At 46.1% G+C, this 25,016-nt stretch carries 17 protein-coding genes; 10 read left to right on the plus strand and 7 right to left on the minus strand.

Annotated elements, in window-relative coordinates; all coding sequences use genetic code 11:
- The first annotated feature begins 27 nt into the window (after positions 1–27).
- The 5 genes from glgC to L5M71_RS01710 all read left to right on the plus strand — a co-directional run bounded on the left by glgC (position 28) and on the right by L5M71_RS01710 (position 9,188).
- The gene (glgC, locus tag L5M71_RS01690; RefSeq protein WP_006085131.1) at positions 28–1,290 is read left to right on the plus strand and encodes a glucose-1-phosphate adenylyltransferase; all 1,263 of its coding nucleotides are present in this window, start codon (positions 28–30) and stop codon (positions 1,288–1,290) included.
- Positions 1,291–1,485: 195 nt separating this feature from the next.
- Complete coding sequence (locus tag L5M71_RS01695; RefSeq protein ID WP_263206090.1) at positions 1,486–3,105, plus strand: glycogen synthase; 1,620 nt, start codon at positions 1,486–1,488, stop codon at positions 3,103–3,105.
- A gap of 128 nt (positions 3,106–3,233) precedes the next feature.
- A complete protein-coding gene (locus tag L5M71_RS01700; RefSeq protein ID WP_263206093.1) occupies positions 3,234–6,281 on the plus strand; it encodes an EAL domain-containing protein in 3,048 nt (1,015 codons plus the stop codon).
- A gap of 129 nt (positions 6,282–6,410) precedes the next feature.
- Positions 6,411–7,829 (plus strand): DEAD/DEAH box helicase, encoded by a 1,419-nt coding sequence (locus tag L5M71_RS01705; RefSeq protein ID WP_263206095.1) that lies wholly within the window; start codon positions 6,411–6,413, stop codon positions 7,827–7,829.
- 252 nt (positions 7,830–8,081) lie between these two features.
- Complete coding sequence (locus L5M71_RS01710; RefSeq protein ID WP_263206097.1) at positions 8,082–9,188, plus strand: CobW family GTP-binding protein; 1,107 nt, start codon at positions 8,082–8,084, stop codon at positions 9,186–9,188.
- A 79-nt stretch (positions 9,189–9,267) separates the two neighbouring features.
- Here the strand turns inward: L5M71_RS01710 and L5M71_RS01715 are convergent, their stop codons facing one another.
- Entirely contained in the window at positions 9,268–10,029 is a 762-nt protein-coding gene (locus tag L5M71_RS01715; RefSeq protein WP_168823321.1) for a substrate-binding periplasmic protein, read from the minus strand.
- 384 nt (positions 10,030–10,413) lie between these two features.
- Between L5M71_RS01715 and L5M71_RS01720 the strand changes: the two genes are divergently transcribed.
- Positions 10,414–10,938, plus strand: coding sequence for a DUF3087 domain-containing protein (locus L5M71_RS01720; protein ID WP_263200267.1), 525 nt, complete (start codon positions 10,414–10,416; stop codon positions 10,936–10,938).
- Between the two features lie 99 nt (positions 10,939–11,037).
- On the opposite strand, the gene L5M71_RS01725 is transcribed toward L5M71_RS01720, so the two are convergent.
- A complete protein-coding gene (locus L5M71_RS01725; protein WP_028760700.1) occupies positions 11,038–12,579 on the minus strand; it encodes an MFS transporter in 1,542 nt (513 codons plus the stop codon).
- A 400-nt stretch (positions 12,580–12,979) separates the two neighbouring features.
- Here L5M71_RS01725 and L5M71_RS01730 point away from each other — a divergent pair, with 400 nt between their 5' ends.
- The 4 genes from L5M71_RS01730 (at position 12,980) to L5M71_RS01745 (ending at position 17,287) form a co-directional block, all read left to right on the plus strand.
- Positions 12,980–14,335 carry an MATE family efflux transporter gene (locus tag L5M71_RS01730; protein ID WP_028760699.1) on the plus strand — a complete coding sequence of 452 codons (1,356 nt, stop codon included), beginning with the start codon at positions 12,980–12,982 and terminating at the stop codon, positions 14,333–14,335.
- Between the two features lie 388 nt (positions 14,336–14,723).
- Positions 14,724–16,235, plus strand: coding sequence for a hypothetical protein (locus L5M71_RS01735; RefSeq protein WP_113941018.1), 1,512 nt, complete (start codon positions 14,724–14,726; stop codon positions 16,233–16,235).
- A gap of 121 nt (positions 16,236–16,356) precedes the next feature.
- Entirely contained in the window at positions 16,357–16,824 is a 468-nt protein-coding gene (locus L5M71_RS01740; RefSeq protein ID WP_251071031.1) for a DUF6386 family protein, read from the plus strand.
- Between the two features lie 109 nt (positions 16,825–16,933).
- Positions 16,934–17,287: a hypothetical protein gene (locus tag L5M71_RS01745; protein WP_263206099.1), complete on the plus strand. Its 354-nt coding sequence runs from the start codon at positions 16,934–16,936 to the stop codon at positions 17,285–17,287.
- Positions 17,288–17,298: 11 nt separating this feature from the next.
- Here L5M71_RS01745 and L5M71_RS01750 read toward each other — a convergent pair whose 3' ends face one another.
- From L5M71_RS01750 to L5M71_RS01770, 5 genes are all read right to left on the minus strand, one after another.
- Positions 17,299–18,477, minus strand: a complete 1,179-nt coding sequence (locus L5M71_RS01750; RefSeq protein WP_263206101.1) for an AAA family ATPase — start codon at positions 18,475–18,477, stop codon at positions 17,299–17,301.
- Between the two features lie 633 nt (positions 18,478–19,110).
- Positions 19,111–19,680: a lactate utilization protein C gene (locus L5M71_RS01755; protein WP_263206103.1), complete on the minus strand. Its 570-nt coding sequence runs from the start codon at positions 19,678–19,680 to the stop codon at positions 19,111–19,113.
- 1 nt (position 19,681) lies between these two features.
- The gene (locus L5M71_RS01760) at positions 19,682–21,076 is read right to left on the minus strand and encodes a lactate utilization protein B (RefSeq protein ID WP_168823309.1); all 1,395 of its coding nucleotides are present in this window, start codon (positions 21,074–21,076) and stop codon (positions 19,682–19,684) included.
- A 10-nt stretch (positions 21,077–21,086) separates the two neighbouring features.
- Positions 21,087–21,830, minus strand: coding sequence for a (Fe-S)-binding protein (locus L5M71_RS01765; RefSeq protein WP_263206106.1), 744 nt, complete (start codon positions 21,828–21,830; stop codon positions 21,087–21,089).
- A gap of 310 nt (positions 21,831–22,140) precedes the next feature.
- Complete coding sequence (locus L5M71_RS01770) at positions 22,141–24,945, minus strand: FAD-binding and (Fe-S)-binding domain-containing protein (RefSeq protein ID WP_263206108.1); 2,805 nt, start codon at positions 24,943–24,945, stop codon at positions 22,141–22,143.
- Positions 24,946–25,016: the final 71 nt, after the last annotated feature.

Here is a 25,016-nt window from a genome sequence, read left to right on the forward strand (position 1 = left end):
AGTTTGCCGATTTCGGAGTAAGAGCCTATGTCTAATGTTCGTTATATCAGTAATTTAACTCGTGAAACCTATGCGTTGATTTTAGCTGGTGGGCGCGGGTCTCGCTTGCATGAACTCACGGATTGGCGTGCTAAACCGGCGCTGTATTTCGGTGGTAAGTTTCGTATTATCGATTTTCCGTTGTCTAACTGCATCAACTCGGGTATTCGCCGCGTAGGTGTGGTCACTCAGTACAAGTCGCATTCCTTGATCCGCCATGTAATGCGCGGTTGGGGCCATTTTAAGAAAGAGTTAGGCGAGTCGGTGGAGATTTTACCCGCCTCACAACGCTATTCGGAAAACTGGTATCAAGGCACGGCCGATGCGGTATTCCAAAACATCGACATCATTCGCCACGAGCTGCCTAAATACGTAATGGTGTTGTCGGGCGATCACGTGTATCGCATGGATTATGCGGGGTTATTAGCCGCCCATGCCGAGTCGGGTGCAGATATGACAGTCTCTTGCCTTGAAGTGCCGATTGCCGAAGCTGCGGGTTCGTTTGGGGTGATGGAAGTCGATGAAGAGATGCGCATTTTAGGCTTTGAAGAAAAGCCGCTGCAACCTAAGCATTCTCCGGGTAATCCTGAAATGTGTTTAGCATCTATGGGCAACTATGTGTTTAACACAGAGTTTTTGTTTGACCAGCTCAAGAAAGATGCCTTAAACGAAAGCTCAGATCGCGATTTTGGTAAGGATATTATTCCTGCGATCATCGAAAAACATAATGTGTTCGCCTATCCCTTTAAGAGCGCTTTCCCGAACGAGCAAGCCTATTGGCGCGATGTGGGTACGCTAGACTCTTTCTGGCAAGCGAATATGGAACTGTTATCGCCTACGCCAGCACTGAATTTGTACGATGCGAAATGGCCAATTTGGACTTTCCAAGAACAATTGCCACCCGCTAAATTTGTGTTTGATGACGATGATAGACGCGGTATGGCGTTGGACTCGATTGTTTCGGGCGGTTGTATTATTTCGGGTGCGACAGTGCGCCGTAGTGTATTGTTTAACGAAGTGCGCGTTTGTTCTTATTCGTTAGTTGAAGATTCAGTAGTGCTACCCGATGTAGTCGTGCTGCGCCATTGCAAAATCAAGAATGCGATACTTGACCGTGGCTGCATTATTCCCGAAGGCATGGTGATAGGTTATAACCATGATCACGACAGAGCTAAAGGCTTTAGGGTGTCGGAAAAAGGCGTCACCTTAGTGACCCGTGACATGCTAGGTTTACCTGTGGGTTATGAATAGCGGTTGCAATTCATCCTTTGAGTCGAGAAGCATAACGAGTACAAACGGCTTAGAAACGGGCTTAAGCACAAGCTTTAACTACGGGCATTAAGCTAAGTGCAAGATTAAGCCCTTAGATTAAGCGCTTAGATTTAGCGCTTAGGTTTAGGCAGCTCAACAAGTCGCTGAAATGAAGTAGCGGGAGTATCCAATTAATTGAAACAACGCATTTTGATGGTCGCGGCTGAAAACGGTGCCCTTGCGGGCGCCAAGGTTGGCGGTATGGCGGATGTCATCCGTGATTTACCCGCCGCTTTGGCGGGTGTTGATTTGTGCGCCGATGTGATCATGCCAAGCTATGGCTTTTTAACTGCGGTAGCGAATCAACCCCAAGATCTGGGTGAGTTAACTGTGGCCTTTGGTGGTCGCTTTGAGCGAGTGCATTTGTTTTCCATGCCCCATCCCCATGTGCCAGAGGCGATGATTTATCTGCTCGAACATGTATTATGGCAATCCGTACCTGGGCAGATTTATAGCCAAGGCAGTGCCGAGCGTCCTTTCGCCGACGATGCGACTAAGTTTGCTTTCCTTTGCGCGAGCGTCGCGACAGCATTAGTTACTGGCCGAGTGCCTATGCCGACTGTGCTGCATTTACATGACTGGCATGCGGGCTGCTTAGCCATGTTAAGAGCATTCGTGCCTGAGTTCAGTGTTCTCAAAAAAATTGAGTGTGTGTTCTCTATCCACAATCTTGCGCTGCAGGGGATACGTCCCTTAAGCCAAGACTCATCCTCCTTTGCGGCTTGGTTTCCCGAGCTGTTTGCCACTTTGACGCAGGGGCAAAAACAGTTAATTACTGATCCCCGTTATCCTTACTGTGTTAACCCTATGCGCATGGGCATAGTGCTGAGCGACAAAGTGCATTTAGTCTCACCCAGTTATGCCAAGGAAGTGTTGCAGCCCTCCAGACCCGAAGCGGGATTTTTTGGTGGTGAAGGGTTAGAGCAAGACTTACAGGCCAAGGCCAATGACGGCAAAGTGGTGGGGATTTTAAATGGCTGTGTGTACTCAGCCGCAACCGATGTAAACCCTAAGCCAAAGGCGCGTATTCAAGTACCCGAGTTCAAGCAACTGCTGAGTGCGGTTGAAACTGCGTTAGTGCAATGGCAGGGGCATCAAACCCAAGTAAGCGGCGTGGACATGATTGCTTTTGCCCGCACCCAAGCCCATTGGCGTCAAGCGATGGCGGAGCAAGTACCGAGTCTGTTATTGACTTCGGTGGGCCGTTTGACCGATCAAAAAGTCTTACTGCTGCGCCATCAATTGCCCTCGGGTTTATCTGTGCTTGAAACCTTACTTAAAGCATTGAAGCAAACAAAACCGACGGCGCTGCTGATTTTACTCGGCAGTGGCGATGCATCGATTGCTAAGTCTTTCCAAGCGTTAGGGGCTAAATACGATAACCTATTATTTTTGCAGGGATACAACGAGGCGTTATCCGAAGCGCTGTATCAGTATGGCGATCTGTTTTTGATGCCAAGTTCCTTTGAGCCCTGTGGCATCAGTCAAATGTTGGCCATGCGCGCGGGACAGCCATGCTTAGTGCATAGTGTAGGCGGTTTAAAGGATACCGTTGAGGATGGAATTAATGGTTTTGCTTTTAACGGCAATAGCTTAAATGAGCAAGCCGAAGCGTTTTTGCAAAGGTTGATGCAAGCCATTGCTTGTTTCGAGGGAAAAACATGGCCACAAGTGCGTGCTGCGGCCATGGCACAGCGTTTTGACTGGCATTCTATTGCAGAGCAATATCGTCAACAACTCTATTGCAAAATGTAATGTGGTAAGTCCAAAGTGTGATGCGGCAAAGGGAATTAACGCATGATTTCTAAGTGATTCTGCTACACTTGTGGGGGAATGTTAAAATGGTATCAAGCCCCCTCATTTTTGGAGTCGCTCTCTGAGTTATGGATAAAGGTATTCTCTTTCCGTTAGTACAAAATGCGGCTTTATTGCTGGCGTTGGTATTTTTGTACGACGTGATCCCTAAAAAACACCAGCGGCAGTATTTTTTACTGTGGCGCATCATTATTGGGATGCTGATTGGTGGCATTGGTATCACTATTATGAGTACGCCTTGGGTATATTTGCCTGGCGTTTTCTTTGATACCCGTTCGGTTATTCTCTGTATTTCTGGTCTATTTTTCGGTGGTTTACCGACCTTAGTGGCTGTCGTGATGACGGCGCTGTATCGCATCAGTATCGGTGGCGCTGGTATATGGATTGGCGTCGGCGTGATAGTGTCATCCGGTTTAATCGGGGTGATCTGGCGTCAATATCGTAAGTCTCTGTTAGCCAATATTTCAGGTGGAGAAATTTTTCTCTTTGCCTATACCGTTCATATCGTGATGTTGTTGTGGTTCTTATTTTTACCCGATGGCATAGCAATGCCATTACTCGCCAAAGTGACCCTCCCTGTATTGACCATTTTCCCGATAGCGACTTGGCTATTGAGCCGCTTGTTATCGCGACGTTTTGAATTAGAGCGTGATGAACAAATTCGTCTGCAGGATGATTTCCTTTTTCGGAGCCAATTCAACGCGGGCAATATTGGTATTGCAATAACGGGGATAGATCAAAAGTGGATAAAGGTGAATCCACGGTTATGTCAAATGCTCAAGTATTCAGAAGCTGAATTGCTACGGATGACGTGGGCACAAATTACCCATCCCGATGATTTAGAAGCGGATGCCCTGAAATTTGAGCTTATGCTGCGGGGGGATATCGATAATTACGAGATGGATAAACGTTTTATCGTTAAAGACGGCAGCGTGGTTTACACCCATATGACAGTCGCCTGTAAGCGTGGTGGTAATAATGCCGTGTTGCTTGTTATTGCTGGATATTTAGATATCACCTCACAGGCCATTGCTGACCAAGAGGTGCTCGCTAGCCGTGAACAACTCGAACTGGTGTTAAGCAGTAGCGATCTTGGGGTGTGGGATTGGGATATTCGTAATGATCGTATCGAACGTAACGCCCGCAGCGCCGATATTCTTGGTTGCGATGTTGATATGCTCAACGCCAATAGTCGCCAATGGATGGATGCGATAGTCGCCGAAGACAGGCCTAAAGTGCTGCATTCGATTGAGGCCCATATTCGTGGCGAAACGGCGCAACATAAGATGGAGTACCGCTTAAATACCGTAAACCGTAAGGTGCGGTGGATCCTTGATACAGGTAAAGTCGTGAGCAGAGATGCAAACAACAATGCTCTGCGTATGTGTGGAACCTATACCGATATTACCGACGCAAAACTTATCGAAGAATCCTTAAAGTTGTCGGCACTAGTTTACGATAACAGCTCTGAAGCCATGAGTGTCCTCGATGAAAAGGGCGTGATTATTACCGTCAATGCCGCCTTTAGTGTGATGACGGGTTATCGCGAATTTGAAGTGCGGGACCAACATATTCGGCTGCTTTATTGTGACCTTAATGGCCGTGATTTTTACACCAAAATGAATAATGATATCCGCGAGAAAGGCCAATGGCAGGGGGAAATGTGGCAGCGGCGTAAAAACGGCGAAGAATATGTCATCTGGTTAACCATCAATACCATTAATGACAAAGAAGGCCATCCCTATCGACGTGTTGCCCTGTTCTCAGACATTACCGATAAGAAGCAAAATGAACATCTGATTTGGAAACAGGCTAACTACGATACGCTGACGGGGTTGCCTAATCGGCGCATGTTGTTGGAGTATTTAAGCAGTGAAGTGAAAAATGCCGACCGCAATCGCAACCACTTTGCCTTATTGTTCTTGGACTTAGATTTCTTTAAAGAAGTGAATGACACCTTAGGCCATGCTATGGGCGATTTACTGCTGATAGAAACCGCGAGTCGATTGAAATCCTGTGTGCGTGATGCCGACGTCGTGGCGCGTCTTGGCGGCGATGAATTTACTGTGGTGTTAAGTTCGATGGAAGACCATAAGGGGATTGAGCGCGTCGCCGAGAATATTTTGCGACGAATTGCCGAACCCTATGTGTTAGGGGAAGAAACCGCTTATATCAGCGTCAGTATTGGGATTACTTTATATCCCGATGACTCTACCAGTATTGAAGGGCTGCTTAAGCATGCGGATCAGGCGATGTATGCGGCGAAAGATCAAGGGCGCAATCGTTTCAACTATTTCACCCCGTCGATGCAGGAATACGCCAAATACCGCATGCGCTTGATCCAAGATTTGCGTCAAGCGGTCGCCAATAAAGAATTTGAACTGCATTATCAACCGATTGTTGCCTTAGCGACGGGGGAAGTGACTAAGGCCGAGGCCTTGATCCGCTGGCACCATGCTGAGCGTGGCGCTGTGTCACCCGCCGAGTTTATTCCGGTGGCGGAAGACACTGGGCTGATTGTTGAAATCGGTAATTGGGTATTTGAGCAAGCCGCTCGCCAGAGTGCGGCGTGGCGTCATGAATTAGGGATTGAAATCCAAATCAGCGTCAATAAATCCCCAATTCAATTTCGTGATGAAGGCACGCTGCTCAATGATTGGTTGAAGTTATTGCAAGATCTTAATATTACAGGCGCGGGAGTCTGTGTTGAAATTACCGAAGGCCTGTTATTGGACGCCAGTATGGGTGTAACCGAAAAACTACTGGCCTATCGCGATGCGGGTGTGCAAGTGTCGCTGGACGATTTTGGTACTGGCTATTCGTCACTCGCCTATTTGAAAAAGTTTGATATTGATTATCTTAAAATTGATCAATCTTTTACCCGCCATATTGATACCGATTCAAACGATCAAATTCTCTGCGAGGCGATTATAGTGATGGCCCACAAGTTGGGAATGAAGGTGATTGCCGAAGGTGTCGAAACCGATGCGCAGCGGCTAGTCTTGTTGGCTGCAGGCTGTGACTACGGCCAAGGTTACTTGTTCTCAAGACCTGTGCCTGCGGGTGAATTTAGCCAAAAATACTTACAGGATCCGCTTTTAGCCTCCCATGTCTGAGGAGATATTAACTTAGTGGCGATAATTGCCTATAAAAACGCCGCGGATTTTGCTAGACTCCGCGGCCCCGCGTTGGGGCATTGAGTATCACCTCGCATCAAAGTTTTACTACTTAGCTAAAGAGTTCCTATGAAATTTGAAACACTCGGTTTATCTTCTCCTATTTTGAATGCGATAACTGAGTGTGGCTATCAGCAACTCACTCAAGTGCAAGAGAAAGTGATCCCGCTTGCCTTTGAAGGCAAAGACATTATGGCCTGCGCCCAAACGGGTACAGGTAAGACGGCTTCCTTTGCTCTGCCTGTACTTGAAAAGTTGGCGGCTGAGTCTTTAACAAGCGACAGCAATGATAAACCGATTTTACGCGCGTTGGTGATGACGCCAACCCGCGAACTTGCGATTCAAGTCTGCGAAAATATTCAAAAATACAGCCAGTTCCTACTACTGAAAACCTTAGCGGTTTACGGCGGCGCCAACATGAATCCTCAGCGTAAAGGGGTAGAGCAGGGCGTTGATATTTTGGTGGCAACTCCTGGTCGTTTATTCGACATTATCGGCCAATTTCAGTTAGATTTGTCGAGCGTTACCACGTTAGTGATCGACGAAGCCGACCGTATGTTAGACATGGGTTTTGTGCGCGACATTGAAAAAGTGAAACGCTTAATTGCGCCGCAGCATCAAACCATGTTGTTTTCAGCCACATATAGCGATGCAGTCAAACAACTCGCCGAGAAAATGCTGAATGAACCTCAGTGGGTGAATGTTGCTGACACGACTACCGCATCCACAGTTGTGCAGGAAGTGTATCGCGTTGATAAACGTCGCAAAGCCGAGCTGTTGTCTGAATTGGTTGGCCGCAACAATTGGCGGCAAGTGCTGGTGTTTGCCAGCACGAAAGAAAGCGCCGAGCATTTATTGCAAGAATTAAAGCTGGATGGCATAGCCGCAGGTGTATTCCACGGCGATAAAACACAAGGCGCCCGTAATCGGGTGTTGGAAGAGTTTAAAGCCGGTAAATTGCGGGTGCTGGTGGCGACCGATGTGGCCGCTCGTGGTTTAGACATTCATGCCTTGCCTATGGTGATCAACCTTGAATTACCTTTCCTTGCCGAAGACTATATCCATCGTATTGGTCGTACTGGCCGTGCGGGATTAACGGGTCGCGCGATTTCGTTTGTTTCACCTTCTGACGATGAAATGCTCGCTGAAATTGAAGCCTTGATTGAGCAGAAACTGCCCGTGTCGGTACAACCGGGTTATGAAGAAGGCACGCCTTTGCCTGCCCGTTACCGTGATGCGCCCGCAGCACCGATTAAGCCGATTGGAAAGTGGAGCCATAAGGCGCCGCAGGATCGTACTATTGGTCAGTCTCGTCAGGGTAAGTACGCGAAAGGTAAAGCGCAGGATAGCAAAACCAGTGCCGATAAATCCTCTAGCCGTGCTAAGCCAGCTTCTGGCTCAGGTAAGCCGTTTAATGCAACTAAACCTAAGTCGAATTTGGTGAGCAATAAGTCAGGTTTTGGCTCTCGCACCAATAAGTCAAAATAAGTTAAGTCAAAATAAGCTAAGCACAACAATCAAGGCTAATAAGTGCAAAGTGCCTATTAGCTTAGCCGTTTAACGGTTACCTAGTTTGTTGATTTGACTGTTGATTAGACTGTTGAATAGTCAGTTGCATATTTTGCTACATAGCCTGTCGCGATTCTAAAAGCGCATCCTCACCGATGCGCTTTTTGTTGAGCTTCAAAGCCAATACTTCTACACTCGAGCGCTAAGCTTTTTATTCGAGCGAGTTTCCTTATGATTATCAAAGCGATTCCCACCAATATCATTACAGGTTTTTTAGGTGTAGGTAAAACCTCTCTGATTAAGCAATTGCTGGCGACTAAACCCGCGGATGAAATTTGGGCTGTGTTGGTCAATGAATTTGGTGAGGTCGGCATTGATGCGGGGTTACTGAATTCCTCCGATAACGGCATACAAATTCGTGAGGTTGCGGGTGGCTGTATGTGCTGCGCAGCAGGCGTACCGACACAAGTGGCCATCAATCAGTTGATTGCGAAAGCGAAACCTGACCGCTTATTGATTGAACCGACTGGGCTTGGGCATCCTAATGAAATCATTAAAGTATTGAGTGCGCCCCATTATCAGAATGTGATTTCACTGCGTAGCACCCTATGTTTGGTGGACGCGCGTAAGATCCACGATCCTCGCTATCGCGAACATGCAAATTTTATTCAACAGTTGCAAGTGGCCGATGTGATCATCGCAACTAAGTCTGACTTGTATGATGCTGAAAATACTAAGTTACTCTATGAATTGCAGACTTATTTAAGCCATATTGAACGTACTGATATTCCTGTAGTGAGCCACTCTAATCAACAGCCTTTACCTAGCGATTTGCTGGACTATCTTAACCAACCAAGGCGCGTGTCACTCAATATAAATGGGCATGCTAGCGCGGGCCTAAAGCTGGGCAGCCTACCGACGACGGCCCCAAGCTTGTTTCGTGCTGGTGGTTTTCGCTTGAGTGAGTTGAGCCTCTTTGCCGAAGGTGCAATTGAAGCCGCACTTGATTTTGATGATCGCGGTATCGTGCGAAAGCAGAATCAAGGTGAAGGTTGTTTTAGCTGCGGCTGGGTGTTTGAACCGAGTCAAGAATTTGATTTTGATAAATTAATGGATTTTATTCAGCGGCAAGCCCAGTCATCCAACGTTGGGCAAGTGTTGCTTAGATTAAAGGCCGTGATGATCACTACTGATGGAATTGCAGGATTTAACTGGATTGACCATGAGTTTACTGTGGTTGAACTCGATGACACCTTAGATTCCAGACTAGAAATGATTACCATGGACGACGTCAATTGGAACGAGATTGAGCTGCAGTTGATTGCTTGTCTTAGCTAACAGAGTTCCCCATCACTCTTTATTACAGGTGTGAGCATAGGTAAGAGGGGGCAGATTTGGTGGGAATAGTAAGGCCGGCTCAGTAAGGCAAGGTCACGCGGTATTTTTGGCCGAGTGTCGTGAGTGTGCCATTTTGGATCATCTCCTCGAAGAAGCTGTCAAAACGAGTTCTTAGCGGATCAAATTTAGCTTGTTTCGGAAAAGCCATAAAGCCGTCTCGGACATCGATTATCGGCATGATTGGCGTAATTGCTTTAGGGATTTTGATTTGGGCGAGCACTGCATTGGTATTGCGACTATTGGTGGCGAGTAAATCTAAATCACCCCGCGAAAGCCGTTCTATGCCACTTTTAATATCGACAAATTCATTGATATTTAATGATTTAGTTTGTTCAGTAAACCGTGTGCCATAACTCCAGCCCTGCATTTTTCCAATCCGTTGCGTTTTAATACTGGCATAGTCGCCATTCCACACTATTTCATTGTCTGCCCGAGCATAAAACACCATATCATCGCGGTAAAATGCCTTCGCCGCAAAAACCAAGTTGGCATTACGTTCTGGGGTATCGTAGGGACCAATAAGAATATCCGCTTGGCCACGTTCAACCATAGAGATAGCGCGGCGCCATGGGGTAATTTGATAGTGAATGTTCACACTTTGCTGCTGGGCGAAGCGATTCAAAATATCGACACCTAAGCCTGTATATTCTCCATTGGCTTGTAGTTCAAAAATTTGACTGAAACTCGAACCCACTGCGAGCAGGTCTTTGGCCTGTGCAGTCAAGCAAAGGCTGCTGAGCGCCAAAAGGACGACTTGTGCAAAGCCTTTGCTGAGTATCATGGCATTCCTTGTGTGGTTTGAATGCGGGAGGTTAGAACACTGTCTCTCGTAAAAGCGGCGATATCGTTATGCAATTCACTAGGGTTAAGGTTAGCAAATTTTACCCAGATTTGGTTGCACGTTAACATTTTAATGTTTTGAAATAAATGGAAGATTAATCGTAAGGGCATTAAGCCGTTGATCTTTAATCGATACATCATCCTATCCCTCAGCCTGCTTAGTTACGCTTAAAGGTTTCAGTTTGTATCATTCACTGATGGGGTGGAGAAATGTATTTTCGTTATGCGTTTAAATCAGTTAAGGCCGAATAAAGGGGATTGGGGTATGCTCTGCCATTCATTGATTTATACCCCAATGCTGGGCGGTTTATTTGAGCGGGATGTTATGAAGCTGCAGGAAATAGATAAAACCTTGTATCGTAAAAACATGAATTTATTCATTGTTATTCTAGTTGTTAGCTTAGTCGTGTTATCACTGATTTTTGGTACTGGACTCATAGCGCTGTTTGGGGCGACGCCAGTGCCAGGTGAGCCAACAGGTAATTTTCACTTGAATCTCTTAGGCGTGATTTTCAGTTTGGGTCTGTGTAGCGCCGTGATTTACAACTTAAAAGACCGACCTTTTTTCAGCGAAATTTATTATGTGTGGCAATTAAAGCAACTCCATAATCGTATTTATCGCAAGCTGATAAAGATTAAAGCCGCTGCGGCGCAAAATGACGTGAATGCTTTGATTATACTGCTGTTTTATTACACCAGTTTAAGGCAAGTGTATGAACTCGATGACAATACGCTGACCTTACCGGCACTGACTCAAGATCTTAATCGTCTGAATGCGCAAATCGAGAGCTTAGGCCTATTGCTGTCGCCCGAACAATTTACGCCTGAGTTGCTGACGCGTCCTTTCTGATACTGATGAGGCAAGATGAGGATCGCTCCTCACCTTGCCATATCTAGCCCTTATCTTGTCTTTGTCGTCCTTGCCCCAAATTAGGTCAGCGAGTGTCACTTAGGCGGCTTGCTGGGCTCTTTGTAGTGTGAGTAACCACTTACCATAGATGTAAATCCCTACCGCTGAAATAGTCCCTATGGCGGCTATGATGTACCATGCCATGCCAATGTTATGGCTGTGGTATAGCAATTGGGTGAGATCGTGTGCGTTTTCACCTGTGTAACTCACCAAGGTAGTAAAGGCTTCACCTTGGGGAATGGCGCTGACCTCAGTGCTGTTCATGCCGCGCTCTAGCAATAAATCCCGCGAAAACAATTCCTTTGATGCATAAATCTCATAGAGTTTAGGGCCAAAGTAGCCTTCTAATCCCCAGCCGATCCCTTGGGGCAACATCACAAATCCCAAGTACATGGCTTTTTTGCCTTCGGGAGCAATATTACCCATAAACTCGTTTTTCTTCGGGCTAATCATCATTTCGCCAATGGAGAACATGGCAATCGCGAATACGATAAACCATGCCGCATGGAAAGCACCGATAAACACAAAAGCTAAAATACTCAGCAAACAACCAATAAACATAGCGGTGGTAATACGGTATTTAGCCGTCAGCGCCGCGACGATAAAGCAGCAGGTCATAATCAGACCCGCATTGAGGTTTAGCATGCCCTCGGGCATCACCTTAGTGCCTTCGTTATTGAGGCCAAGCCAAAATTGCAGAATGCCGTTACTGGTGCCTTCGCTGCCAAAGAGGGAGGTGACAATTACACTGGTATCGACCCATTCGGAAATATGGATAGGCAGCACATCGAATAGGGCATTGAACAAGAACCAAAATCCTGAAAAAACGAGCATATAGTAGATTACAATCGGCTTTTTCAACTCGCGCCAAGCATCACGCCACAGGGATTCTTGTTCGACTTCACCCGATTTTATTTGCTTATTGCGTTCCAGTCGCTCGGCTTTACCTGGCTCGGTATAGGTGAGTAAGAATAAGAAGTTGAGTGAAATAATCGCGGCGCAGGCGAAAAATACATTGTCCCAAGACAATTGGCGCATATGCACAGCAACCAAGGGCCCGAGGAAACCGCCAATGTTTACAACTTGGTAAAAAATGCCCCAAGCCATTGAAGTGTTATTGCGATTAGTGGACAGCACTAAGGTGCCTTGAATGCCCGGTTTAAATATCCCTGTGCCTATGGCAAGGAGTAATGCACCGACAAGGAAGCCCCAAAAGCTGGGGAAGAATGCCATTACTAGATAGCCAAAGATTTTAATGATGGTGGAGCCGAAGATGGTTTCTTTGTAGCCCACTCGGTCAGACATGCCACCGGTGAACACGGGCACAAAGGTTTGCATGATCGCCCAGAGGGAAATAATAATGCCGTAGTCACTCAGGCTGATCCCAAGGCCGCCCGCAGACTCTGGCGCCTTAGCATACAGTCCTGCACTGGCTTTAACACCGTAGTAGGCGATACGCTCGACTAACTCCATACCGCCAACTAACCAAAACACATAACCTAAGCTAGTAATGGAGGCCCACATGCCGAGCTGTTTGACTTCTCGCAGATCGTTGCCTGCATTTGGACTATTCTGACTCATGTCCTTCCCTTATTATTGTTATTGAATTTATTTCTGTTTAACCCATTAATTATCAAAAACTTAAATTTATGAAGTTAATGATTTCATCTTGTTTAAATACGATAATGGGCTTGCTTGAACGGATACTTTACCTAATTCGGCCTTAAACACCAAAAAAGTAGCAGAAAATGATGAATTAACCCACATCTGTTATTGAACTGTACTGAGTTTGTCATTTGGCTGAAATTGGACTGTTTCTGCTTAAGTCATTGTGATTATTAATCTTTATTGTTAATTATTCATAATGAACATGCTTTGAGTTCTCGCTATTTTTAGGTACAATCCATTGTCGCATTTTTGTTCACCCGATCATTTTTCTAGATAGATACGACTCTAGCCCCCCTTTTTGTGAGAAACGCTAATGACAGCAACAACATCTAATCATGCTCCTGCGGATATGAGCTTGCTCGAGGAGCCGATTGCGAAGCTTTTTTGGCGCTATACCATACCCACCATAGCCTCTATGTTGGTCACGGGCGTATATGTGACAATTGATGGCATCTTTGTTGGCCACTATTTAGGTGAAACAGGGCTGGCGGGGATGATGCTAGCTTACCCTGTGGGCGCGATTTTATACGCTATTGGCGCCATGATAGGTATGGGTAGCGCGGCATTAGTGTCAATCAATCTTGGCCAAGGTAATGTAGTCAAGGCCCGTAAACTACTGGGTAATGCCTTTACGTTATGTTTATTAACGGGATGCTTTTTTGCCCTTGTTGGTGGGATATTCTCGCGAGATATTTTGGTTGCCCTTGGGGCGCAAGGGGAGATGCTCGAAAATGCTAACGAATACTTATTCTGGTATTTTGCACTGTGTCATTTCCCCATAATTTCAATGACCTTCACCACACTGCTGCGTAATGATGGCAGGCCATCCATGGTGACTTGGGTGCTGATTTTGGGTGGTGTATTAAACACTTTCTTAGACTGGCTGTTTATTGTGGTTTTCCCCTTTGGTTTAGCAGGTGCAGCGATTGCGACTATGTTGTCGCAGGCGGTAACGGGGCTTTTGTGTTTACAGCATTTTTTCAGTCCGCGCACTCAGCTTAAAATCACTTTTGAGCAGATGAAGCTCAAGCTCGATAATTGCCTTAATATAGCCCGCGTTGGTTTCCCCAGCTTTTTGATGAATCTGTATTTGTCGATAGTGTTAACCCTGCATAATACGGCTTTTTTGTGGGTTGGCGGTCCATTACATGTGGCCGCCTATGGTGTGGTGAGTTACACAGAAGCGTTTTTCTATCTGATTTTTGAGGGCATTGCGCTTGGTACTCAACCTATTTATAGCTTCAACGCGGGAGCTGGGCGTTTCGATAGGGTTAAACAAGCGCGCAATATTGCCTTTGGTATGACGTTACTCACCGCAGCTTTAGGTTTAGCGCTGATTTATTCTCGCCCTGAATGGTTAGTGTATTTGTTTGCCGGTGATAATCCGAATTTAACACCAGTGGCGATTGAAGGTATGCGCTGGTATTTTTGGGGCTTGCCTATGGAAGGCTTAATCTTAGTCGGTGCGAGTTTCTTCCAAGCTATTAACTGTTCGAAACAAGCTTCTATGCTGACGGGCGCTAAGCTTATTCTTATCGCTGCGATCATCTACTGCTTTGCATGGGCGTTCGGCGTGATTGGTGTGTGGGTGTCGCTCGCGACCTGTAGCACTATCTTGACGATATGGATGTTTTACGCCATGAAGCGAGTCGAGGCACGTCTGCATTAATCCTTGCTTTGGTTTGTATTGGTTTCGCCTGATTTATTGACAAGACAAGGGGCGAGGCAAGTAACCTTTAGCCGGGGCATAAGTGTTTAGTTTTACGTAAATTTTACAATTGGGGTGATTAATGGCCCCGATTGTAATTGCCTACATATCTTTCGTCGTTAAACATGACTTAGGGCTAGCGTGGGATGATGGCCTCTGGTACATTTCGCTGGTTTAATCTGCAATCAAAAATGACTTATCCAAGCGTGCTGTTGAGCCGAGGCTATAGCCCTCAATTAACAGACTGAGTTCGCTTAGGCTTTTGGGTCGATTGATTGTTGATATGACTGGGTATTGAGCCGAATGACTCGCTCGTTGATTTTAGTAATTTATGTTTTATGAGGCCCTTATGCGCACCACTGCAGTCATTTCTATGCTGTTGCTTGGCGTGTTAACGACAGTTAATGCCAGTGCCAAAGAGAATGAGTTAGTGTTTGCCAGCGACTTCGAAGGCAATCGTTTATCTCAACCTTGGTCGTGGATCATGGGTTGTCAATTTGAAGGCGCTGAACCTCACACAGGTGAAAGTGCGCTGCTTTGCGTCGAAGGCAATAGCAGTATCGTCAGTAAGTACCCTATTTCTGAAGCGGGTCTATTAGAGTTTTGGGTCAAAACCCAGAATACTCAAACCCAATATCGAATCAATGTATTGACCTCTCCGGTATTAAAGCTCGATGCCCAGTGGCAGCATGTTGCTTTAATCGATATCACTCCTGGGGCTAACGAATATTTAGCACACCGAGTGTCTATTGATGATCCGAGTCGCCAATATATCCGTCTTGATATTGAGGCCATTAATGGCCCTATCAGTTTGGACGATTTGAGCTTAGGTAAAATTCGCCTTGATATGGCCCTGCAAAAAAATGAGCAGAAAATTATCGGCGGGATTTTAGATAAGCTGAAAGCTGATAAGAATTACGAAGTGCAGTCTGAGTCATTTCGTACTTTAGGTAAAAATTATGCCGCCCAGCTCGAGAGCCAAAGACAATACCTCGAGTACTCGAATGCTATTTATTCAAGTATCACCTTTGTGTTGGCGACGTCTGAGCGCAATAAAATGTCTAACCCTATGGGATATAACACCTTTAGGTCGGTTTTAACTGACGCTAAACGTGTGGCATCGCCTCTCCAACAGGCGCGTTTAGGCTCTATGGTGAAACCCTTTGGTGACTTAGCTACTGCCACCTTAAACGTGGTTAGTGCCGGTGCGTATTCCGCCTTTGCCGAACCCTTTAAGTCATTCTTAGCTGCGACTTTTGATCGCTCTAATTATGACAACAGTGACTTAAGCCGTAGTGATAAAAAGTTTGCTGAAGAAAATGGCCTGAAAATTTATCAGCAGGCCGAACGGTTTATGTCTGAAATCGAAAAAGAACTGCAACAAGTCACTGCACTCGACAATGATTTAGTCAGTATGCAGAAGAACTTAGATAATTTCCGTAAGGATCTCGACAAGCATCTGCGCAGTTACTTACAGCATGCCAGTATTGCCCGCACACCTGAAAATTACAGCCGAGTGATGAGTAAAGACGAGCAGGCACGCGCGCTGGTGATTGCTGAGGCGAGTGCCAATATCAGTGCTAAAGCTGAGGCGCTATTGGCTTCGAACAGCAATGCAGAGTTAGTGCAGTACATGATTAAAACCACTGAGAAGATTGATGAATTTCAAGAGTTCAAGGAACGTTTTAATCAGATCACTTCGGCCATGCTGACCTTCTACGACAAATTTGAGCGCTCAATTGCCGCCGAGCAAAACCCCTTTACCGATCCTAGCGACCGCGCCGTGTGGGAGCAGCACGCCAAAAGCGCCCGTAACTACATTCGCCAGTCGAAGGAAGCGTTCACTAAAGCCTTTATGTAAAGGATTGTTGTAAGTAAGTGGTAGTAACGGCCTAAAATTATGGCGATTTTTCTATTTTAGGTTTGGAGTTATCAAGGATAAAACAGGTAGTCAGAATCATTTCTGTTAGTGGGCAAGGATGATGAGTAAACCCTATACAACAACTCGGTTTGACACAGATACCGCCACAATGGCGATATTTGATCCCGCGGCATTAACTCATCGCTGTGAAGATACGGCTGATTGGTGGTCTGTGCCGAGTGACGAAATTTTGGAAATCAATCAAGGTCATGTGCTATTCGTAGGACTTGGCGCCGATGGCTGTTATGAGGTTGAAATTTTCCGTAAGCTAGGTGAGGCTGGGCTCAATTCGAATTATCTCTCTGCAAACTTAACAGTATTGTCAGGGTGCCTGTATATTGGCGCCGCCGAGCAAGTTCCTGCAGGAGATCTTGGGCCTGAAACAACCTATGGCGGCGCTTTAATTTATGCTGTGCGAGGGAATATTGAGGTGAGAGTGTATCGGCTTACACCCCATAAACTGGTGGTTGAATATGAGTCAACCTCAGAAGATGTACTAAACGAGTTTACGTCTAGCCCATTACTTTAAGCGGCTTACTTTATTCGCTACCATTTTTAATCCCTATACGGGCTGTTAAACACCAAAGGTAACTTGTTAATCATCAGGGGTAAAAAAGCAATTTAACATTATGAGTTCTATGATGAATAATACTAAATGGCGCGAATGTATGACGCTGTTAGCTTCTCGTCCTGTGTATTTGCAACTACAGTTGGTCGGTGAAGAGGACTTTCCTCTCGATTATGAAGCCTCAAATCAAGTGTTATCCGAGATCATGGCTACTGATTGTCTTTTTGTGCAAAGGTGTATTCGCTATAAATCCATTAACGCGATTAGAATTGCGAAAACCGTTTGTCCCGCCGGTTTGGCGGATGACAATGTATTTCTGCTTGCTGAATTAAAAATCAGATTACAGCAACTCGGCCAGTTACCACTAATTGAAGACGAACAGTTTATTGTTATTCATGGCTATCATGACCTCATGGTTTGTTGAATCCAGAGCATCTACACTGGCTTACAACACACCCCATATCTTAAGTTCGCTCTGCGATGGAGTTCATAGACTTCACAACCTAACAATGGCTCAGTTCTATTAAGAACTGCGCCAAAACGTTCAAAGTAGTCTTCATTAACTTGTTTTGCACTGATAAGTGGTACTTCAATATTGACATCTACACGACCTTTACGTATCAACGCGGGGTCAAGATTATCAAGATGATTTGTGGTCATTATGACAAGGCAATCATCAAGAGGAACGATTCCGTCTAACGCGTTTAGAACGCCACCTAAAGTGAGTGGTGGGTTATCTACATTGCTTTCAGCAGCACGTGATACCGTAGCCTTTACACAGTCACAGTCCTCTATTAACAACATAGCTCCGGGCGGTACTTTTCTAATAGCCTTATGAATAGTGGCATCATTTACAGTCGATAGATTCAATATGTATAGATCGCGATGATACTCAACAGCTAAGGCTCTCGCTATACCCGTCTTACCAGTACCCGTTTTTCCATGTAACAGTATGGTTAGCTTACTTACAACCGATTTCCCTCTACTTGCGAAGTTATCAACTTCTCCCATCAACTTCTGCTTAAACCCTTCATCTAGCACTAATTCACTAAAACCCGATGATTTCAATGTGCCATAGCGACACCATTCGGTTTCTTCGAAAATATTCACTTTTGGCTCTGTAGAGATGTCTCCACGAGTATCTTCTAAAAAACGATATAGTTTATCTTTTGCCCACCATGGTGCACTTACAGTAATAGTATCGTATGCCATCGTACTATCGACCTTAGAGCGGGTAGCCAACATGAAACAACCACCGTATTTAAACAGGTGCATACCGTAGCCGATAGACTTAACACTGACACGCCCGTCGTAACTCACACTATAGTCATAGTACACAGCCTCAGAGATAGAGCGTGAAAAAAACGGAATGGTAGTATTACTGATCAAAAAGGACAGTTTATTGAATACCTCTGTGCGCGCCTGATGGCTATCGTCTATAGTGAGCCGCACAAACAGCAGACTACTGAGCCAACTTAACAGCTTTGCGGGGACATCTTTTAGCATGTAGCCTACGAGTCCAATTAACGTAAATGTTAATACTCCAACAATGACAGCCGTCAACAAAGGATCACCATTGGTGAGCGCCTTTATTTGTAGTAATACCTCGTTCATTTACTCACCTTTACTATAAATGCCTCATGGACATAGTCGAGAATACTATCAACCGAGTCGAGGATACTACTAAGGTATCCTCAGTATGTGCGCTATCGCACGTGGTTAAAGCGACTTGATAAAGATCCCCTGCTTATCACTAACGATTGCCTTAGAATGTAGTAATATCACATTTTAAATCAATATCTTAATGTTGGGTTTATATTTAAACGTCACTAACGTACACAGATAAATATCAGAGATGGCGCCGTTCATCAAAGAGCAGGATGGAGCGGCCCTGCATCCACGGATTGACTTGAACAACATCCGTGTTTAACTGCCAGTTCGCCATCTGATAGGCAGGACGCCTGAATGTCGTGCAATGCAGGGATGCATGAGAACGACCATGGCTCTCGTTCATAAGCTTAAAGCCCTAGGTTTCTATTCACCGAGTCGGCGAGTGAATGCCATGGCAAGCCTGTAAACTGCTTGTCAATAAACGTTAATTAGTAAGCTGTGTTAGTGGTTTATCAGCCTACAACTCAAATATCATTCAGCGAAGTCTCAATAAGAAAGCCGCTAATGAAGGCGGCTTTTGTGTTTCGATTATTCCATAACCCTTGAATTTTCTTGGTTACATTAAATCTCGAGGCATTAGAGCAAATACACGTTCAAGCTGCAGGCGCCGTGGGCGCCGACGACGAGGGCTTGTTCGATATCGGCGGTTTTTGATGGACCCGCGATAAACACCCCGAACTCACCTGAGGCTAACGTGATTTCTTTAGCTGCCTGATGTAGGGTCGGCACAATCTTATTCGTTGGCAGGGCTAAGATCAGGTTTTCACAGATAAAAGGTGTCACTCTGTGGCCTAGATTCTTATTGTTAACCCATATGGCACCGTTTTCGGCAACGCCAATGTCACCTGGGATCACTGCATAATCTATGTTTTTGAGCTCGTGGGCAGTGGGTGGCATTTCACGGTTTGCCGTGACCCTCTCTACAAGTGAGATGACCTGTAACCCTTGGGCAATAAGTTCATCGACTTTGGCTTGCAGGGCTTTGATGCCACCTTCTTTATGCAGCGTACCCGCGACAGTATTGAGGTTGGTCTCGAACTGGCCGACGAGATTTTCGAGCCTTGGCGCCACTTCTATGCTTGGCATAGGATGATTTGTTAAGGCCGACAGTTTGAGCGCATTGAGAATTTCAAGTTTACTAGACATCTTATAGGCTCCTGTGTTTCTTAAACCAAGCTTCGAAGCTGGAGTTCGGGGCAACGGGCAGTTCACGGTATTTACCCCATGCACCGCTAAAGGGTTTTAACAGACTACCCGGTAGAATGCGCAGCGCAGTTCTCGCCACACTCATAGAGCAGTTCAACATGGTTTCGCTTGCCATAAATTTACCTACTAATGGCATGTAACTGTTTTTGCCATAGGGGAGTTTTCCGGCTTCAGCCTTAAGGCGTCTGTGGTGGAAAATAATCTTATCGAGCGGCACCTTAGTTGGGCAGATATAGGTACAGCTGCCACACAAGGTACAGGCCCAGGCAATCGAGTTAGTGTCATCAATCTTAGCGCCCACTGCGATACCAATTGGGCCAGGGATGGTGTAGTTGTAGCTGTAACCGCCGGAGCGACGATACACAGGACAGGTATTGAGGCAACCACCACAACGAATACACTTCAATGATTCTGCGAGGATTTTATCCTTGAGCATCTCAGTGCGGCCATTGTCGACGATAATAATGTGCATCTCACCTTCGGGCTGTGGGCCACGGTAAAAGGCGCTATAAGTCGTGACAGGTTGGCCTGTGGCGTTGCGTGCCAGTGTGCGTAGCAAGACGGCTGCGCTATCGATATCGGGCACCACTTTGTCGATCCCCATTGAATGCAACTGCAACTTAGGCAGGTTAGCACCCATGTCGGCGTTGCCTTCGTTCGTGCAGACCACCACGGCGCCTTTATCGGCAATCGCCATGTTCACGCCTGTCATCGCGGCATCGGCGCTAAGGAACTGTTCACGCAGGTGGGCACGGGCGGCGCGGGTTAAATACAAGGGATCGGATCCCCCCGCTTTAGTGCCGAGTTTTTCATGGAAGAGTTCGCCGACTTCTTCCTTTTTCATATGGATAGCGGGCACGACTATGTGTGATGGTGGCATTTTGGCGAGCTGAATAATCCGCTCACCTAAGTCGGTATCTATGACCTCAATGCCACGTTGTTCTAAGTACGGATTGAGGTGACATTCCTCGGTCAGCATAGACTTAGACTTCACCAACTTTTTGACTTTATGGCGGGATAAAATGTCATGCACGATACGATTGTGCTCTGCGCCATCTTTCGCCCAATGGACTTGTATGCCGTTGGCGATACAGTTTTGTTCAAAGGTTTCAAGATATTGAGCAAGATGGGTTAGCGTGTGCAGCTTTATTTCTGAGCCTAACTGACGCAGTTGTTCCCATTCTGGGATGCTACCCGCGGCGCGGTCGCGTTTTTCTCTGAGCATCCATAGCGCTTTTGAATGCCAGTCGACACGGGTTTCGTCGCGGCAAAAAATATCGGCTTTATGGGCATGGACTTGGGAGCCATTAGCTCCGTGATTATGATTGTAAGCCATGGTGAGTCTCCTAGAGCGCGGCGTTTAGCACTTGCGCTATGTGGCGAATTTCAATCGGCAATTGCTGTCTGCGGATCATGCCATCGAGGTGCAATAGGCATGAGGGATCAAAACCCACAACATACTCAGCACCCGTTGCGGCGTGGGCTTGGGCCTTGTCTTTGCCCATTTTGGCCGACACTGCGCCTTCATCGACGGCGAAGGTGCCACCAAAGCCGCAGCATTCGTCACGGCGGTCTGGATACACTATGTCTATGCCGGTAATATTGGCCAATACAGCTTCGACTTTGTTGAATCTTGGTCCCATTTGCTCACTTGGGGTGGCAAGGCTTAACATGCGAATACCATGGCAACTCAGTTGCAGGCTGATTTTGTGCGCGAAGGGCTTGGTAAAGGCTGGGATCGGCGCGATATCGTGTAAAAACTCTGTGAGTTCATAGAGTTTGTTGATCACAGCTTGTGCTTCTGGGCTGCTATCAAACTCGTGGAAGTTTTCTTTGGCGGCCACTAAACAAGAGGCGGCAGGGCAAACAATAGCGTCGCATTCCACTCCTTTAAAGGCGTTGAGCAATTTAAGAGTGGTACTGCGTGCTGCATCGAAGCAACCCGAGTTTGTCATCGGCTGGCCACAGCATGTTTGACCCGCGGGTAGAATCACTTGGTGCCCGAGTTTCTCTAATAATTCCAAGGTGGCAATCGCGACCTCTGGCATCATTTGATTGACTAGACACGGGATGAAAAGGGCGATTTTCATTGTGTTTTCTCTTTCTTGTTAGTGAACGACATTGCCTTGCAGTGTGACCCAATATCCACACTAATGCTAAGGTAGTTGATCAAATATAGGCCTATCTTAGCGGAATAAGTAGCCCTAATTTAGTAAATGAGCTTGTAGATTTTTTCAAAAATGAGAATATTTTAACTTGATGATTACATTGGTTTTAAAATGTATTTATTCAGGTTTTAAATTCTCAAAAAATACTTAATGACAAATAAATGAGAATAGTTCGCTTATATAAACAAACGGGGCTAAAAATAGCCCCGTTGTTTACTACTGACATACCAGATTAGCGGCTGCACTCTTCGAGCAGATAAGCTAAGTGGCGGTAGGAAATGCCGCTGTGTTGGGTCAAACCGACCTCGCACATACGGTTGGCGTAATAGCCTTCCTTAATCTCGACAGGAATGAGCTTTTTGATATTACGCAGTGCGCTGGCGTTGATTTCAGGCTTATACAAGCCTTTTTCACCCGCGTAACCGCAGCAGTCAATTCCCACAGGTTTGAGCACTTGCGCAGAGCAGGCATCGGCGATTGCTTGCATCTTAGGTTCAAGTTTCATCTTGCGTGCGCTACAACCTAAGTGCAGTGCCACATTGACTTTTTTGCTGATGTTGAGCTTAGTCAGTAGCTTGTCGTGCATAAACTCAACTAAGTCGATAATTTGTACTTTTGGATTACCTGACAAAGTGCGGTAGGTGCAAGACAAGGCATCGACGATTACTGGCAGCTTGCCACCATTGGTCATCTTGCTCACGGCATCGATAAGTTCTTGGCGTTTGGCATCGGCGTTTTTAAAGTCGCCCTTAGATTCCCACATCTGGCCGCAACATAAATCGCGGGTTTTTTCTGGCGTGATGACGTTATAGCCAGCACGTTCCAGCAGCGTGACAACCACCTCAGGTAAAGTGCGGTTATCGGGATCTTTGGGTGTCGGACCAAAGGTTCTGCCGCCGCATGCTGGGAAGTAAACCACTGTTTCTTGGCCAACTTTAGCGGGTGATGGTTTTGGCAATTTGCCGCCTTTCGGGAAATCGGGGTTCCAATAAGGCACTTCTTTTGAAATCAAACGGCCGGTTTTCATTAGGGCACTGGTAATGCTATCGCCAGTGATCTTGTGGATCACGCCAAGCATGTCAAAACCTGAACTGATAACCTGGTTAACTGCGCCAAAGTGTTTGGCTTGGAAATCTAAGACTTTTTGTTCAGTAGTGCTGATGTACGGCGTGCGCAGTTTACGCACCAGTTGGCCCATGCTGTTATCCACTGGGCAAGCAATAGTACAAAGCTGGCAGGCGGCACAGGTATCAACTACATCGTATTTAGCGGCGGCGCGCATTTCTGCTGCGGCGGCTTTATCACCGGATTGTTCTAAACGTTCGATTTCACGCAGAGTCGCAATACGCTGACGAGGTGAGAAGTTGAGTGCCGATGTTGGGCAGGTTTTTTCACAGAAACCACATTCGATACATTTATCAACAAAATCATCGACCACAGGGCAGGGCTTGATGTTTTTAACGTGGACATTGCTATCGTCGTTAAGAATAACTCCTGGGTTTAGAATACCCTGTGGATCAAATACTTGTTTGATGCTCTTCATCAAAGTGTAAGCATCTTGTCCCCATTCTTTTTCGACGAACGGCGCGACAGCACGGCCAGTACCATGCTCGGCTTTCATTGAACCGTCGTACTTGTTAATCACCATGTCGGCAATATCATCCATAAAGGCATGGAAACGATCGATATCGGCTTGAGTCGAGAAGGTGGGGGTAATGATAAAGTGGAAGTTACCCGCAAGAGCATGGCCATAAATACAGCCTTCAGGGTAACCATGTTTATGGAAAAGCTCAGTGATATCGTGCGCCGCAGCAGCAAGGTGCTCTAGTTCAAAGGCCACGTCTTCGATGATAACTGAGGTTCCCTTTGGACGCTCACCACCTACAATCGGGAACAAGCCTTTGCGCATTGCCCAGTATTTGTCATAAACCGCTGGATTAGTACTAAATTCCATTGGGCGGATAAAGTCAAAGCCGACGAGTTTCGCGGTGACATCTTGAGTATAATTTTCTAAGGTTTTGTCGTCATCAGCACGGGATTCTATCAGTAGAATAGCGGATAGGGCCGGTAATTCTGATAACCAATCTGGCATGCCAGGCTTGCCCGTTACTGCTTTGATTGATGGCCAATCAAGGAGTTCAGCCGCAGAAACGCTTTCACCGTTTATCAGTGGTATGGCTCGTGCGGCATCTTCCATATTATGGAATACGGCCATAGCTGAGGCTTTAAATTTAGCTTCATTCACTGTGTGATAAGTGACTTCATTAATAAAAGCTAAGGTGCCTTCCATCCCCACCATTAAGTGGTTGATGATGTCAAATGGGTCGGTAAAATCGAGTAACGAATTGATGCCGTAGCCGGTGGTATTTTTAATGGAATACTTTTTACGAATTCTGTCCGCTAACACTGTGTTATGACGAGTCATGTGCGACAGTTCTGTCAGCGCATCCAGTATTTTTCCATGGGATTTAACAAAGGCAGCTTTTGATTTTTCACAGCCTGTATCGAGTTCAGTACCATCTGCAAAAAGAAGTTTCGCGGAAGCGATAGTTTGGTAACTGTTTTGCGCAGTACCACAGCACATTCCCGAAGCATTGTTTGCCACAATACCACCAATTTTGGCGGAGCCTATGGTGGCGGGATCGGGACCAATTTTGCGGTTAAGCGGCGCGAGTACGGCGTTAGCGTCGGAACCAATGACTGCAGCACCTAAGGTGATCTGTTTGGCATCGCTACTGACTTCAATCTTTCTAAAACCATCATGGCCTAGGATCAACAAAATACCTTCACCGATAGCTTGGCCAGATAAACTGGTTCCAGCGGCCCTAAACGTGACGGGTGCATCATGCTTACGGGCAACGGCTAATGTGAGCTTTACCTGTTCTAGGGTTTCTGCATGGACAACCACTTCTGGGACTATCCTGAAGTAGCTTGCATCGGTGGACCAGGCAAAACGGCGAACGGGATCATCCGTCACGGGATGATCACCTAATTGCGTTCTTAGATCATCGATGACCAGTTTATAGTTAATCGACATAGCATCACTCTCTTTATTAATAGATTAAAGCCGAAGTCACTGGGAGTGACTTCGGGCATTCAATAAAATAA

The organism is Shewanella sp. SW1 (assembly GCF_025653545.1).
Lineage (GTDB): Bacteria > Pseudomonadota > Gammaproteobacteria > Enterobacterales > Shewanellaceae > Shewanella > Shewanella oncorhynchi.